This is a genomic window from Streptomyces djakartensis, from assembly GCF_014651075.1.
GTDB classification, from domain to species: domain Bacteria; phylum Actinomycetota; class Actinomycetes; order Streptomycetales; family Streptomycetaceae; genus Streptomyces; species Streptomyces djakartensis.
This window is the reverse complement of record NZ_BMWE01000023.1, coordinates 86,788-100,813: the sequence shown is the minus strand read 5'-3', so window position 1 is coordinate 100,813 and position 14,026 is coordinate 86,788. Positions and strand designations below refer to the sequence as shown.

Genomic DNA, 14,026 nt, shown 5'->3' with positions numbered 1-14,026 from the left:
GCCGGCGCAGCCCTCGCCCCAGGCCCCCGGCACGGCCGGCCAGGCCCAGCCGCCCGCGGCGCCCGCCGCCCCCGCCCAGCCGGCCGCGCCGAGCTCCGCACCGACCTCCGATCTGACCAAGCCCGAGGACGCCCGATGAGCAGTTCCCAGCCCCAGATGCCGCAGGCCGCACCCAGCTGGGAGGCGGCGCCCGGTGCCGGCTCGACGTACCCCGGCTACACCTCGCCGATCCCGGTCGTGCGCACCCACCTCGGGCACGCCATCGCCTCCGAGTGGACGAAGATCAGGTCGGTGCGCTCCACCATGTGGACGCTCGGCGTGTTCGTCCTGCTCGTGGTCGGCATCGGCACCCTGACCGGAGTGGTGGTGGCGAACTCCGACCCAACTCTGGAGGGCGAGAGCCCGCTCGGCCTCGGCTTCTTCGGTGTGCTGCTCGGCAGCATGTGCATCATCACGCTCGGCGTGCTGACCACGGCTTCCGAGTACGGCACGGGCATGGTCCGCACCACGATGGTCGCGTGCCCGAGCCGCGGCCGGGTGCTGGCGGCGAAGGCCGTGGTGTTCTTCCTGGTCGCGTTCGTGATGACGCTGGTGTCCGTGTCCCTCGTCGCCTTCATGCACATGGCCATGCTGGAGGGCGACGGCGTGAAGTCGCCGTCCGGCGGGGAATGGCTGAAGGGCACGGTCGGGGTCGCGCTGTACGTCGCCCTGCTGGGTCTGCTGTCGCTGGCCATGGGCTCGGTCATCCGGCACTCCGCGGGCGCCATCACCCTCATGGTCGGTGCCGTGCTCGCTCCGCTCGTGATCGCGCTGTTCATGTTCTCGGAGTCCCTCAGGGCGGTGCGTGACGCCCTGTTCGAGTACTCGATCCCGAGCCAGCTCAGTGTCTTCTACGCCGCCTCGCTCAGCGAGTCCGGCCCGTCCGGCTGGGACCCGCTGTGGATCATGCTCGGCGTGACGGCCGTCGCGTACGCCGCCGCCTTCGCGCTGCTGGAGAAGCGGGACGTCTGAGTCCGCTCAGAACCTCGGCGCGTTACGGGACCGCCGCACCCCCGGGGTGCGGCGGTCCCGCGCGTTCCAGCAGGCCTTGTGCCAGTGCCGGCGGTCGTCGACGCCCGTGTGCTCGGACCAGGCCACCACGTGCGGCACACCGTCCGGGATCATCTGGTCACAGCCGGGGCAGCGGTATGCCTTGCCCTGCGCGCTCGCGCCGGCCACGTGCCGCACGTTCCAGCTCTCGCCCCGCCAGTCCTCCGAGGCCTGCCAGCCGCCGTAGCGTCCGGGGCGGTCGTCCTCGGCGCTCCGGCCGGAAGAACCGGCACCCTTGGGTCGGTTGCGACGCGGGGACACGGGACACCTCTCGGGGCTATACAGGGAGCACGGGCCGCGTCCAGCCTACGCGGCGCGGACGGGGGTACACGTACGCCACCGACAGTCCCAAGTCCCCCCGTCGGGCGAGGCGGCCTCCCCGCCGGGTCGCCCCATGGTGCCGCGGCAGTGGCGCGTGGAACACCGCCGATTCTGCAGACAATCCGCAAAGTACTCCGCCCGGCCGTGTCCTCGGCACGTGTCGGACGGTTATGCGCTGTGGGGGAGCTCCGTGTCGGAGCCAAGGAAGCAGGAAAAGCAATGCGCGTTGGAAGTTTCGTGTTGGCGGCCCAGTTCCCCGGTCAGGGTGAGGGAGAGGCGCTGCACCGCGCGGTCCGCTCGGCCGAGGTGGCGGAGGAGGCCGGGCTCGACACGGTCTGGCTGGCCGAGCACCACTTCGTGCCGTACGGCACGTGTCCGTCGGCCGTCACACTGGCCGCCTGGCTCCTGGGCCGGACCCGCCGCATCCGGGTCGGTACGGCGGTCAGCGTCCTGCCCACCGCCCACCCCGTGACCCTCGGCGAACAGGCGGCGCTGCTGCACCACACGAGCGGCGGCCGTTTCACGCTCGGGGTCGGCCGCGGCGGCCCGTGGGTCGATCTCGAGGTGTTCGGCGCCGGTCTGGAGGCGTACGAGAAGGGGTTCCCGGAGTCCCTGGACCTCCTGGTGCGCTGGCTGCGGGATCCGTCCGTCGCGGCCGACGGGGAGCGTTTCCGCTTCCGGGAAGTCCCGGTGGTGCCCCGGCCGTCGGAGGCTCTGGACGAGGTCGCGGGGCCGGAGGTCGTCGTCGCCTGCACGTCACCGGCGAGTGTGCGGCTGGCCGCCGAGCGCGGCCTGTCGATGTTGCTCGGGATGCATGTGGGAGACGAGGAGAAGGCCGAGATGGTCGCCCTGTGGCGGCAGCACGCGCGGGCCTGCGGCCGGCCGGCGGAGGAGATCCTCGGCGCGTCCCATGTGTCGGCGGGCGTCTGCCAGATCGCGGACCGGCGGGTCGACGCGGCGGAAACGCTGATGAAGGCGATGCCGGGCTGGCTGAAGCAGGGACTGGAAGCGCACGTCACGGTCGACGGGCGCGCGCGCCGGATGCGCGACCCGCTGGCGTACACCGAACTGCTCTGCGGGCTGCACCCGGTGGGCACCCCGCGGCTGTGCGCCGACCGGCTGGCGGCGACCAGCGAGCGGACCGGCATCTCCCGCTTCGCCCTGCTCGTGGAGGGCTCCGGAGACCTGGCGGCGACCGAGGAGAACGTACGGCGGCTGGGGGCCGAGGTGCTCCCCCAACTGGTCTGAAGGCGCGGTGAGTCCTGGGGGCTTGCCGCTCCGGTACAAAAGCGCACCTCCCGCGTACGGAGCGGCAAGCAGGCGGCGCCTCAGCAGTCTCGGAACTCGGGGGACTGGTTCAGCACCTGACTGCGGACCGAGGTGAAGCGGACCAGTTTCTCGTCGACCGAGGAGTCAAGGGGGAACACGGCCACCCGGTGGCAGTTCTGGAAGGCCAGCCGCACACCGAAGTGCCGTTGCAGCGCGCCGCGTATCGCGTCACTCGCAAGCGCACGCAGCAGCTGACCGCGTGCCTGCTCGTCCGGCGGAGGCGTCTGGTTGTCGGCGAACGCACCGCCGTCCACCTTCAGCTGGGCCACCAGGGAGCTGATCATCTCCCACGCGTAGGGCAGGGAGGTCCGGACGCAGTCGACGAATTCGGCTTCGTCGACCTCGCCTCGCTCGGCCTGTTCCAGTAGGGCCGGTGAGACGTCGAGCGACATGAGTACTCCTCTCGCACCCCCGCCCGGCGGGCAGGGGTTGCCGGACAGACAAGGGAGTTCGCGAAACCGGACACGCTGCGTACACAGGTCGCGACCTCCCGTTCATACGGTAAGCAACCGGCGGGGGCGGCACCAGGAGAATGCGCAGATGACACACTCCCAATGAGCACACCGTGCACACAATCGGCCATTACCGAACACGTGTTTTCCAGGGCGAATCGCGTCGACAGGTGCCCGTCGAGTAGCGTTGCCGACCATGCGTCTCGTCATTGCCCGCTGCTCCGTGGACTACGCCGGGCGGCTCACCGCCCACCTTCCCTCGGCCCCGCGCCTGATCCTGGTGAAGGCGGACGGCAGCGTCTCGATCCACGCCGACGACCGGGCCTACAAGCCCCTGAACTGGATGTCGCCGCCCTGCACACTGAAGGAGGGAACGGGCGAGGACGAGGGCGTCTGGACCGTCATCAACAAGGCGGGCGAGAAGCTCATCATCACGATGGAGGAAGTCCTCCATGACTCCTCGCACGAACTGGGCGTCGATCCCGGCCTGATCAAGGACGGCGTGGAAGCGCACCTGCAGGAACTGCTCGCCGACCGTATCGAGACGCTCGGCGACGGCTACACCCTGATCCGCCGCGAGTATCCGACGGCCATCGGGCCGGTCGACATCCTGTGCCGGGACGCCGACGGCGGGACCGTCGCCGTCGAGATCAAGCGACGCGGAGAGATCGACGGCGTGGAGCAGCTGACGCGCTATCTGGAGCTGCTCAACCGCGACCCCCGTCTCGCCCCCGTCCGCGGCATCTTCGCCGCGCAGGAGATCAAGCCCCAGGCCCGTGTCCTCGCGACCGACCGGGGCATCGGCTGCCAGGTCCTCGACTACGACGCGCTGCGCGGCATCGAGGACGACAAGCTGCGGCTGTTCTGACAGGTTCCGCACGACGAAGAGGGCCGGGTCCGTGGAACGGACCCGGCCCTGCCGCGTGCAGGGGTGTCAGATCACCGGGTCCGCGCTGCTCTGTGACGCGCTCGCGGAGTCGGCGGGGCTGCTCGGCGCCGGGCCGCTGGCCGAGTCGGACGTGGACGGGCTGGTCGTCGGCGGGGTCGTCGTCGGCGTGGGCTGCCCGGTGTTCGTCGGGGTCGGCGTCGGCGTGGACGGCGTCGACGGATCCGTCGGCGGCTTGGTCGGGGACGACGGCGGCTTCGTCGGCGAGGACGGCGGCTTCGTCGGGGACTTGGTCGGCGACGGACGGCCGCTGGGGCTCCCCGTACCGCTCGGGGAGCCCGACGGCTCCGTCGACTCGCCGGCACTCGGTGCCGGATCGTCCGGCGTGCCGTCCGGGCCCGGGCCGGTCGGACGGCTGGTCACCACGCCCGGGTCACCGTCGCTGTCGTTCACCGGGCGGTCGGCGCCCAGACCGCCGTCGCTCGGCCCCTGGCTGGCCGAGGGTTTGACGCCGACCTGACCGGACGGCGGGTTCGCGTCCTTGTCGGAGGTGGCGCCGAGCGTCACCACCGTGCCGAGCACGGCGACGAGCAGGGCACCGGCTCCGGCGGCCACGAGGTTGCGCCGGGCCAGGCCCTGGAGCCCGCCCCGGCCCTTGTGTGCGGGGCCGGACGAGGAGCGGTGGGTGATCAGGTCCGGGGCGGAGGGCTGCTGGAGGGTCGGGAAGGCCGCCGGAACGCCCCCGGCCGGGGACGCCGACTCCTCGTACCGGGCGTCGGGCACCTCCTCCCCCGCGGTCGGCCCGAGACTCAGCGGCGTACCGGAGCGGTCGGCGACCAGGGCGAGCGCACGGCGGCCGGCGACGGTGCCGCGCTTGTCGGAGAGGGCGCCGCGCAGACCGACGGAGGCCTCCAGTTCGGCACGGGCCCGGTCGAGCTGTCCACCGCACAGGGCGAAGATGCCGAGCTCGTGATGGAAGTAGGCCTGCTCGGCGACGTCCCCGGCGAGCCGGGCGGCCTCCGCGCCGGCCCGCAGGGTCCGCTCCCAGGCGCTCCAGTGCAGCCCGGCGGCGAACGCGGGTGCGGCGGTGCGCGCCAGGCGCAGGCCCGGGCTGTCCTCGCCGTCGGCGGGCGGACCGGTGAGCGGGGTCAGGACCGCCAGGGCGGCGAGGAGCGCGTCGGCCTCGGCGCACACCCGCTCGGGGGTGACCGAGGGGTGCCCGGCCCACCAGGAGTAGTGCTGGGCGGCGCTGCGGGCGCCGGCCTCGGCCTCGTCGGCGTATCCGGCGGCCTCCAGCTGGGCCGGCACGCCCGCGGCGAGCCGGTAGCGGGATCCGACCGCGGAGACCAGGCCGCAGGCGGCCAGTTCACCGAGCGCGGCATCAGCGTGCGTGTCGCCGACCAGGGCCGGCAGATGCGCCTGGTGGGGCACCTCGCCGCCCAGGGCGACCGCGAACCGGAGGGTGGCGCGGGCGGACGCGCTGAGCCGGGCGGCGAGCAGGGGCGCGGGGGCGGCGGCCTCACCGAGCGAGGGCAGGGGCACCTCGTCTTCCTCGGCGGCGTCGTACCCGTCGGCGGGGGGCGCGTCCTCGAAGACGCCGAACTCGTCGACGGCTCCGGCTCCGGCGCGCAGCCGGTCGCGCTGCCGCAGCAGGGCGCCGGCCTGGACGAAGCGCAGTGGCAGGCCCTCCGACTCGAACCAGAGGTCACCCGCCCAGTTGGACTCCTCCTCGGTGAGGGGCCGGCCGACGGCGTGCTCCAGCAGGTCGAGTCCGGCCGCGCGCTCCAGGCCGCCGAGGACGACCTCCTCCACGGCGGCACCGGCGGAGGGCGCCGGCACGTCCGGGGTGGCGCCCAGCAGGAAGGCGCACTCGGGGGTCGCCTCCAGCAGTTCGTCGAGCGCGGCCCCACCGAACTCCAGGTCATCGAGGACGACCACCGCGCCGATCTCACGGACGTGGGTGAGCAGTTCGTCCCTGTCCGGGCGGTTCAGGGGCGCTTTGTACACCGCGTAGAAGAGGTCGTACAGCAGCTCGCCGGAGGTGCGTCCGAAGCCGTTCAGGCGGACGACGCCGTCCGGGGCCAGGTCCGAGCAGTCCTCGGCGACCAGGTCGAGCAGGCGGGTGCGGCCGGAACCGGCGGGGCCGGTGAGGCGGACGGTGCGGCCACGGGCGAGCAGGCGCACCAGTTGCTCGCGTTCGTCCTGGCGGGCGAGCAGCGGCAGGGTGGGCTGGGCGGGGCCCGGCGGGACGGGCGGCAGGGCCGCGCGTTCGGCCTCGGCGCGTTCGGCCGGGCCGAGCTTGACGGGGCGGGCGGGCCGCTCGGCGGGCGGGCAGGCCTCTATCTCGCTGCCGTCGACGGGGTTGACGGTCAGCAGGAAGTCGCCGGAGACCAGCCGCACCGTGCGGGCGAGCGCCGGCGCGTGCTGGCTGAAGTCGGGTGCGAGGGAATCCCGGGGCGGACGCTGGCGCGGCGCGGTAACGTCGCCGCCGTGGCCGTGCTCCTCGGGTGCCGGGGTGTTCGGGTCCATAGGTCAAGCCCCCCAAAAGCGTGTGTGTGCCCTGCTAGCCCTCCCGGCCTTGCTGCACACCGCGCTGTCGCTTCTGGTCCGGGCCCGCTCGAAGGGTGGCATGGCAGCGGGCAGCCGAACCCTAAACCTTCGCACAGTATCTACGACAGTCCGGGGTACCGCGCCGTCCGAGACGTCACGGTCTCATGAGGATTGCGTGTCTCGCACGATTCGTCGCATGACTCGTCGCACGATCCGGCCTCGTCCGTCCGGGTCTCCCCGGTGGACCGGTTCACACCCGCACGATCACACCCTGGGCAAGGTCTCCACCCCGATGCCTCCCTCGATCGCCAGGATCCGGTGCAGGCGGGTGGCCACCAGCAGGCGCTGCATCTGCGGCGGCACGCCGCGCAGGACCAGGCGCCGGCCACAGCGGCCGGCTCGTCGGTGCGCACCCATGATCACGCCGAGTCCGGTGGCGTCCCAGGAGTCCAGTTCGGACAGGTCCAGCACCAGGTCTCCGACGCCGTCGTCGACGGCCGAGTGCAGGACCGTACGGGCGTCCGCCGCGCTGCGGACGTCGAGGCGGCCCCCGACGACCAGCCCGGCGTGGTCGCCCCTGATGTACATATGCGCTCCCCGTGCGTGCGAATCGTGCTCCGCGTTCTGATGTGGGTGATGCAAGCTCTGACTGCGTGGACGAGACAGAGGTTGCTTCTTGTAAGCGAACCGATACCGAATTCACCCCGGGGTGTGATGACCCCGGGGTGTGTGCGGTTTCAGTGCTTGTAGAAGCCCTGCCCGCTCTTGCGACCGATGTCACCGGCGTCAACCATCCGGCGCATCGATTCGGGAGCCGCGAACTTCTCGTCCTGGGACTCGGTGTAGATGTTGCTCGTGGCGTGCAGCAGGATGTCGACGCCGGTCAGGTCCGCCGTCGCCAGCGGACCCATGGCGTGGCCGAAGCCCAGCTTGCAGGCCAGGTCGATGTCCTCGGCGCTCGCCACGCCCGACTCGTGCAGTTTGGCGGCCTCGACGACCAGGGCGCAGATGAGACGGGTCGTCACGAAGCCGGCGACGTCACGGTTGACGACGATGCAGGTCTTGCCGACCGACTCGGCGAACTCCCGTGCGGTGGCCAGGGTTTCGTCACTGGTCTTGTATCCGCGGACCAGTTCGCACAGCTGCATCATCGGCACCGGCGAGAAGAAGTGCGTGCCGACGACCCGCTCCGGGCGCTCCGTCGCCGCCGCGATCTTGGTGATCGGGATGGCGGAGGTGTTCGAGGCCAGGATCGCCTCGTCCTTCACGACCTTGTCGAGCGCGCGGAAGATCTCGTGCTTGACCTCGAGCTTCTCGAAGACGGCCTCGACGACCACGTCCGCGTCGGCCGCGGCGTCCAGGTCGGTGGTCGCGGTGATGCGCGCGAGGGCGGCGTCGGCGTCGTGCGCCTCCAGCTTGCCCTTGGCGACGAACTTGTCGTACGACGCCTTGATGCCGTCGGTGCCCCGCCTGAGCGCCTCGTCGGTCACGTCTCGCAGGACGACGTCCCAGCCCGCCTGCGCGGAGACCTGGGCGATGCCGGACCCCATGAGGCCGGCTCCGATGACGGCGAGCTTCCGTGCCACTGTGCGACTCCCCTGACGCTCTGTATATGTCTGCCTCTCGGGCGGACACTAGCGCTCGTGAGGGCGTGTGTGACCAGTAAGTAATGCGCGTCACGTCTCACATGACGGACATCACACCGGCAGGGGTCACTCGGCTTCCCGGACGGCGTAGTTGAGCACGTTCTCGCTCAACAGCTCCTCGATGTCGTCGAGGAGGACGAGCATCTCTCGTGACACTTCGTCCGGGTTGCGCCCCTTGGCCATCTCACGGCCGATCGCGACGAAGACGGTGCCGTGGACCCAGCAGATCTGACCGGCGATCAGCGTCGGCAGCGGGTCACCGCCCTCGGCGCCCGTCTCCTCCCGGAGGGTCGCCTCCAGGTTGTCCTGGACCTCCTGCTGGATGCTCCAGAGCCGGGAGCGCAGCGGCGGCGCCTCGTCGATGCAGCGCATGAAACGGTCATAGCCTTCGATGAGGCCCATCCGGGGCGATACGGCCTCGATCTCAGCGCGCAGCTCGCGCAGCACCGCCCGGGCGGCCGACTCCCCCGCGTCCCGGCCGCGCACCCAGCGGGAGAGCCGGTCGACGACACCCTGCGAGCGGTCGAAGAAGAGGTCCTCCTTGGCCGGGAAGTAGTTGTAGACGGTGTTGACGGAGACCTCGGCCGCCTCGGCCACGTCGGCGATCGTCACCGTCACGAACCCGTGCTCCAGGAACAGCCCGGTGGCGATGTCCGAGATGCGCTGCCTGGTCTCGCGCTTCTTCCGCTCCCTGAGCCCCTCTGCCATGTCCGGATCCTAGCTTCCCTGGGGTCCAATAAAACTTGGGGTCATTGCAAACTTTAAGTTACTCTGCTTTTCTGGGCGGCATGGCAATCATCAGTACGGCCGGTCTGGCCCGTACCTTCCGGACGAAGCACGGCCCCGTGCAGGCCGTGCGCGGCATCGACCTGACCGTGCGCGAGGGCGAGATCCTCGGCTTCCTCGGCCCGAACGGGGCCGGCAAGACGACGACCCTGCGGATGCTGACGACGCTGCTGGCACCGACCGGCGGTGCCGCCACCGTCGCCGGCCACGACCTGGCGGCGGACCCTGCCGGGGTGCGGCGGTCCTGCGGCTATGTGGCGCAGTCCGGCGGGGTCGACCCGCGGATCTCCGTGCGGGAGGAACTCGTCACCCAGGGGCGTCTGTACCGGCTGACCAAGGCACAGGCGGTCGAGCGGGCCGAGGAACTCGCCCGCGAGCTGGACCTCGTCGAGCTGCTCGACCGCAAGTGCGCCGCGCTCTCCGGCGGGCAGCGGCGTCGGCTGGACATCGCGATGGCGCTCACCCACCGCCCGAAGGTGCTGTTCCTCGACGAGCCGACCACCGGCCTCGACCCCGGCAGCCGCGCCGATCTGTGGGACCTGGTGCGCCGGCTGCGTGACGAGCACGGCACGACCGTCTTCCTCACCACCCACTACCTCGACGAGGCCGACGCCCTCTCCGACCGGCTGGTCGTCGTCGACCAGGGCGTGGTCGCCGCCGAGGGCACTCCGGACGCGCTGAAGCTGGAGTACGGCGGCTCGATCGGCGCGACCCTCCAGGACACGTTCCTCGCCATCACCGGCCGCAGCGCCCCGCCGGCCGACCAGACCCCCGTCGCCGTTTAGGACGCAAAGGACTCCCGATGCTCTTGCACGACACCGCACTCATCTACGGCCGCTACCTGCGCCAGTCCCTGCGCTCGCGCTTCGCACTGCTCTTCGGCGTCCTGATGCCGCTGCTGTACCTGGTGTTCTTCGGTCCGCTGCTGACCGGCCTGCCGCTCGGCGGACGCGGCAGTTCCTGGCAGATCCTCGTCCCCGGCCTGTTGTGCCAACTCGGTCTGTTCGGAGCTTCCTTCGCGGGTTTCGCGATCATCCTCGAGAAGGGGCAGGGAGTGGTGGAGCGCATGCGGGTGACTCCGGTCAGCCGGCTGGCCCTGCTGCTCGGCCGGGTGCTGCGGGAAGCCACCGTGTTCGTCTTCCAGGCCGTGCTGCTGGTGCTGGCGGCCATGGCCTTGGGCCTGCGGGCGCCACTGGCCGGCGTACTGATCGGCTTCGGGTTCGTCGCGCTGCTCACCGTGTCGCTGGCCGCGCTGTCGTACGCGCTGGCGATGAAACTGGACACGCCCCAGGGTTTCGGTCCGGCGGTCAACGCGCTGACCATGCCGTCGATGCTGCTGTCCGGCCTGATGCTCCCGATGACCCTGGGGCCGGCGTGGCTGGACGTGCTGTCGCACCTCATGCCGTTCCGCTATCTGGTGGACGCGGTGCGGGACGCGTACGTCGGCAGCTATGCGACGGCGCACATGCTGTACGGCGTCCTGGTGGCCGTCGGGCTCACGGCTGTGTCCGTGACAGTGGGCACACGCGTGTTCCGAACGGCCGGAGCGTAACTACGCTGGCCACATGGTCAATCTGACGCGCATCTACACCAGGACCGGCGACCAGGGCACCACCGCCCTCGGTGACATGAGCCGGGTCGCCAAGACCGACCTGCGGATCTCCGCGTACGCCGACGCCAACGAGGCGAACGCGGTGATCGGCACGGCGATCGCGCTGGGCGGCCTGGACGAGGAGATCGTCAAGGTCCTCACCCGCGTCCAGAACGACCTGTTCGACGTGGGAGCGGACCTGTCGACGCCGGTGGCGGAGAACCCGGAGTTCCCGCCGCTGCGGGTCGAGCAGTTCTACATCGACAAGCTGGAGGCGGACTGCGACCGCTTCAACGAGCGGCTGGAGAAGCTCCGCTCCTTCATCCTCCCGGGCGGCACCCCGGGCGCGGCCCTGCTCCACCAGGCCTGCACGGTGGTCCGCCGGGCGGAACGCTCGACCTGGTCCGCCCTGGAGGCCCACGGCGAGACGATGAACCCCCTGACGGCCACCTACCTCAACCGTCTCTCCGACCTCCTCTTCATCCTCGCGAGGACGGCGAACAGGGAGGTCGGAGACGTGCTGTGGGTGCCGGGCGGGGAGCGGTAGAGGTTCCTCAGGTCTTTCGCGCCACCGCCTGCCACAGGCCCGTCGCGGTCAGCGCGCCGCCGACGCACATCAGCACCACGCCCACCTTCGTGAGAGTGACGACGGGGATCTCCACGTCGCCGGTGAACAGCCGCAGGACCAGGCCGGCCAGGAAGGTCACGACGCCTTCCACCAGGTTTCGGCGGGCCTTGCTCATCGGTGCGCCCTCTCCTTCTCAAACCGCTCCTCCGGCTCCCCCGCGGGAGCCTTGCGCGGCCAGATCCAGTAGCTCAGCGCGATCAGGCCGTGGATCCCGGCCGCACGCCAGGCCACGAAGCGCCAGCCCTCCAGGGAGGTCACGCGGCTCGGATCGTCCACGTACCAGATCGCGAGCTGGAGGAGCACGGTCGCGACGACGGCGCCCAGCAGCGTGCCCAGCCAGACCCTGCCCTCGTGACGCGCCCGGGGCATTCCGTAGCGCGGGGGCCCCTGCGGGGGCGGGGCGCCGCCCAGCCGGTGCGCGGCGTGGCCGTCGAGCCACTTCACCGTGCGGTGGCCGTGCCCGACGGTGTAGCCGAGGTACAGCGCGGCCAGGCCGTGCGTCCAGTCCGGCTCGGCGCCGTTCCTCAGGTCCAGCGCGGTGGCGACCAGCAGGACGACCTCCAGCAGCGGCTCGCACAGCAGCAGGCCCAGTCCCAGCCGCGGCATGCGCAGCAGGTAACGGGCGCTCAGCCCGGCCGCCAGCAGCACCCAGAAGCCGATCTCGCAGGCGGCGATCAAGGCGACGATCACGGTTCGCTCCTCTCGGTCACCTCTTCAGGCTCCCGTGCGGCGCGGCCGGAATCGTCGTCGCGACTGACGAACCCGCGGTACATCGAAGGATGCAGCCGGGGACCCTCCCCGAGGATCACGCGCCGGGATCTACGCCCGTGTTGGATGGGGCCATGGCCGTAGGACTCCCCCGCCCCCGCCGTTTCGACGTCCACGTCGCGCTGGGCGGCCTGCTGGGCGGACTGCTGCTGTGGGGCGTCGGCCTGGCCACCCGTCCGCACACCGAGGTGTACGTGCTCCTGCCGGGGCGCTGGCCGCTGCTGCTGCCGCTCGTGATCATGGCGGGCTGCGAGCTGCTGCGCCGGACCGCCCCCCGCACCGCCCTGCTGATCGGCACGCCCGCGATCTTCCTGGACCTCGTCACCCAGGGCAACCTGGTCACGATCCTGATGTACACCGACCTCATGTACGCGGCCGTCCTGTACGGGCCGCCCGCCTCGGCCCACCGCATCCCGCGGATCACCGGCCTGCTCACCGTGGCCGGAGCCGTGGTGCCGCTCGCTCTCTGGCGTGAGCCCGAGGCGCTGCTGATCGGTGTGGCCACGGGCCTGGTGACCTTCGGGCCCGCCTCCACCGGTCTGATCGTCCGCAACCACCGCGAGGCCGCCGAGGCGGCCCGGCTGCGCGCCGAGCAGACCGCGCTGCTCGCCGAGATGGACCGCACGCAGGCGGTCACCGCCGAACGCGCCAGGATGGCCCGCGAACTGCATGACATGGTCGCCAACCACCTGTCCGCGATCGCCATCCACTCCACCGCCGCCCTCTCCCTCGACGACCCGAGGACCTCGCAGGACGCGCTGGTGGTCATCCGCGAGAACAGCGTGGCGGGGCTCGCCGAGATGCGGCGGCTGATCGGCATCCTGCGCGACAGCGGCGGCGACGTGGAACCGGCCGCGGCTCCCACGCTCGACGGCATCGGCCCGCTGGTGGAGAACGCACGCGCCAACGGCCTCGACGTCACCCTGGACGCCGAACAGGGCGAGGTGCCCGCGCCCGTCGAACTCGCGGCCTACCGCATCACGCAGGAGTCGCTGACCAACGTGCTCAAGCACGCCTCCCCGGGCCGGGTCACCGTGTCCCTCGCCCGGCGGGACGGCTCGCTCGTCGTGAAGGTGATCAGCCCGTACGGCGACCGGGACGCCCCACGCGCCCCCGGCTCGGGCGCCGGCCTGGTGGGGATGAGGGAACGTGTGGCCCTGCTGGGCGGCACCTTCACGGCCGGCCCCGAGGACTCACCCGAGGGCAAGGTCTGGGCCGTACGCGCCATCCTGCCCGTCAACGACCCCGTCGAAGGAGAGACTCCATGATCCGCGTCCTGGTCGCCGAGGACCAGTCGGCCGTCCGCGCGGGGCTGGTCCTCATCCTGCGCAGCGCGCCCGACATCGAGGTGGCCGGCGAGGCCGCGGACGGTGAGCAGGCGGTGGCGCTCGCCCGCGAGCTGCGGCCGGACCTGGTGCTGATGGACGTTCAGATGCCGCGTCTGGACGGCGTGTCGGCGACCCGGCGGATCGTCGCGGAACGGCTCGCCGACGTGCTGGTGCTGACCACCTTCGATCTCGACGAGTACGTCTTCGGGGCGCTGCGGGCGGGCGCGTCCGGGTTCCTGCTCAAGAACGCCGAGGCCAGGGAGCTGCTGGAGGCGGTACGGACGGTGGCGCGCGGTGAGGGGCTGATCTCGCCGGCGGTCACCCGCCGCCTGATCGCGGAGTTCGCCGCCAGGCCCGCGCGGGAGCCGGCGGCCGATCCGTCCGTCCTGGACCGGCTGACCCGGCGTGAGCGCGAGGTGCTGTCCTGCCTGGGTGAAGGCCTGTCCAACGCGGGCATCGCCGAGCGGCTCGAGATGGCCGAGGCGACCGTGAAGACCCATGTCAGCCGGTTGCTGGGGAAGCTGGAGCTGCGCAGCAGGGTGCAAGCGGCGGTGCTGGCGCAGGAGTTGCGGATCTGACGGGAACAAGTGCGGTGGTCCAGACCTATTGACTGGTGGTCCAGACCTTTCTACTCTCACCGCACCATGAGGGG

The 14,026-nt window shown here is 71.5% G+C and carries 16 protein-coding genes; 8 read left to right on the top strand and 8 right to left on the bottom strand.

The window, feature by feature from the left end; genetic code table 11:
* Nucleotides 1-135 precede the first annotated feature (135 nt).
* Nucleotides 136-1,011, top strand: coding sequence for an ABC-2 transporter permease family protein (locus IE212_RS29910; RefSeq protein ID WP_190201087.1), 876 nt, complete (start codon nt 136-138; stop codon nt 1,009-1,011).
* A gap of 6 nt (nt 1,012-1,017) precedes the next feature.
* On the opposite strand, the gene IE212_RS29905 is transcribed toward IE212_RS29910, so the two are convergent.
* Nucleotides 1,018-1,350: an Rv1322 family protein gene (locus IE212_RS29905; protein WP_190201086.1), complete on the bottom strand. Its 333-nt coding sequence runs from the start codon at nt 1,348-1,350 to the stop codon at nt 1,018-1,020.
* Nucleotides 1,351-1,629: 279 nt separating this feature from the next.
* On the opposite strand from IE212_RS29905, the gene IE212_RS29900 reads away from it, so the two are divergent.
* Complete coding sequence (locus IE212_RS29900; RefSeq protein WP_190201085.1) at nt 1,630-2,658, top strand: LLM class flavin-dependent oxidoreductase; 1,029 nt, start codon at nt 1,630-1,632, stop codon at nt 2,656-2,658.
* A gap of 80 nt (nt 2,659-2,738) precedes the next feature.
* On the opposite strand, the gene IE212_RS29895 is transcribed toward IE212_RS29900, so the two are convergent.
* Complete coding sequence (locus IE212_RS29895; protein WP_190201084.1) at nt 2,739-3,131, bottom strand: SCO5389 family protein; 393 nt, start codon at nt 3,129-3,131, stop codon at nt 2,739-2,741.
* Between the two features lie 256 nt (nt 3,132-3,387).
* On the opposite strand from IE212_RS29895, the gene nucS reads away from it, so the two are divergent.
* Nucleotides 3,388-4,059, top strand: a complete 672-nt coding sequence (gene nucS / locus IE212_RS29890; RefSeq protein ID WP_190201083.1) for an endonuclease NucS — start codon at nt 3,388-3,390, stop codon at nt 4,057-4,059.
* A gap of 66 nt (nt 4,060-4,125) precedes the next feature.
* Here nucS and IE212_RS29885 read toward each other — a convergent pair whose 3' ends face one another.
* The 4 genes from IE212_RS29885 to IE212_RS29870 form a co-directional block, all read right to left on the bottom strand.
* Complete coding sequence (locus IE212_RS29885; RefSeq protein WP_190201082.1) at nt 4,126-6,606, bottom strand: ATP-binding protein; 2,481 nt, start codon at nt 6,604-6,606, stop codon at nt 4,126-4,128.
* Nucleotides 6,607-6,891: 285 nt separating this feature from the next.
* The gene (locus tag IE212_RS29880) at nt 6,892-7,215 is read right to left on the bottom strand and encodes an STAS domain-containing protein (RefSeq protein WP_190201081.1); all 324 of its coding nucleotides are present in this window, start codon (nt 7,213-7,215) and stop codon (nt 6,892-6,894) included.
* Between the two features lie 149 nt (nt 7,216-7,364).
* Nucleotides 7,365-8,213 (bottom strand): 3-hydroxyacyl-CoA dehydrogenase family protein, encoded by an 849-nt coding sequence (locus tag IE212_RS29875; RefSeq protein ID WP_190201080.1) that lies wholly within the window; start codon nt 8,211-8,213, stop codon nt 7,365-7,367.
* Nucleotides 8,214-8,339: 126 nt separating this feature from the next.
* On the bottom strand, nt 8,340-8,981 hold the full coding sequence (locus IE212_RS29870) for a TetR/AcrR family transcriptional regulator (RefSeq protein ID WP_190201079.1): 642 nt from the start codon (nt 8,979-8,981) through the stop codon (nt 8,340-8,342).
* A gap of 80 nt (nt 8,982-9,061) precedes the next feature.
* Between IE212_RS29870 and IE212_RS29865 the strand changes: the two genes are divergently transcribed.
* From IE212_RS29865 to IE212_RS29855, 3 genes are read left to right on the top strand one after another with little or no spacing between them, the layout of a single operon-like run.
* Nucleotides 9,062-9,844, top strand: a complete 783-nt coding sequence (locus tag IE212_RS29865) for an ABC transporter ATP-binding protein (RefSeq protein WP_190201078.1) — start codon at nt 9,062-9,064, stop codon at nt 9,842-9,844.
* Between the two features lie 17 nt (nt 9,845-9,861).
* Entirely contained in the window at nt 9,862-10,611 is a 750-nt protein-coding gene (locus tag IE212_RS29860) for an ABC transporter permease (RefSeq protein WP_190201077.1), read from the top strand.
* A gap of 13 nt (nt 10,612-10,624) precedes the next feature.
* Nucleotides 10,625-11,197 carry a cob(I)yrinic acid a,c-diamide adenosyltransferase gene (locus IE212_RS29855; RefSeq protein WP_190201076.1) on the top strand — a complete coding sequence of 191 codons (573 nt, stop codon included), beginning with the start codon at nt 10,625-10,627 and terminating at the stop codon, nt 11,195-11,197.
* A 7-nt stretch (nt 11,198-11,204) separates the two neighbouring features.
* On the opposite strand, the gene IE212_RS29850 is transcribed toward IE212_RS29855, so the two are convergent.
* On the bottom strand, nt 11,205-11,393 hold the full coding sequence (locus IE212_RS29850; RefSeq protein ID WP_190201075.1) for a DUF5708 family protein: 189 nt from the start codon (nt 11,391-11,393) through the stop codon (nt 11,205-11,207).
* On the bottom strand, nt 11,390-11,968 hold the full coding sequence (locus tag IE212_RS29845; RefSeq protein ID WP_190201074.1) for a hypothetical protein: 579 nt from the start codon (nt 11,966-11,968) through the stop codon (nt 11,390-11,392). The genes IE212_RS29850 and IE212_RS29845 overlap by 4 nt, the downstream gene beginning before the upstream one ends.
* A 152-nt stretch (nt 11,969-12,120) precedes the next feature.
* Between IE212_RS29845 and IE212_RS29840 the strand changes: the two genes are divergently transcribed.
* Together IE212_RS29840 and IE212_RS29835 are read left to right on the top strand one after the other, a co-directional pair.
* Nucleotides 12,121-13,314, top strand: a complete 1,194-nt coding sequence (locus tag IE212_RS29840; RefSeq protein WP_190201073.1) for a sensor histidine kinase — start codon at nt 12,121-12,123, stop codon at nt 13,312-13,314.
* Nucleotides 13,311-13,952 carry a response regulator gene (locus tag IE212_RS29835; protein WP_190201072.1) on the top strand — a complete coding sequence of 214 codons (642 nt, stop codon included), beginning with the start codon at nt 13,311-13,313 and terminating at the stop codon, nt 13,950-13,952. The genes IE212_RS29840 and IE212_RS29835 overlap by 4 nt, the downstream gene beginning before the upstream one ends.
* Nucleotides 13,953-14,026 lie beyond the last annotated feature (74 nt).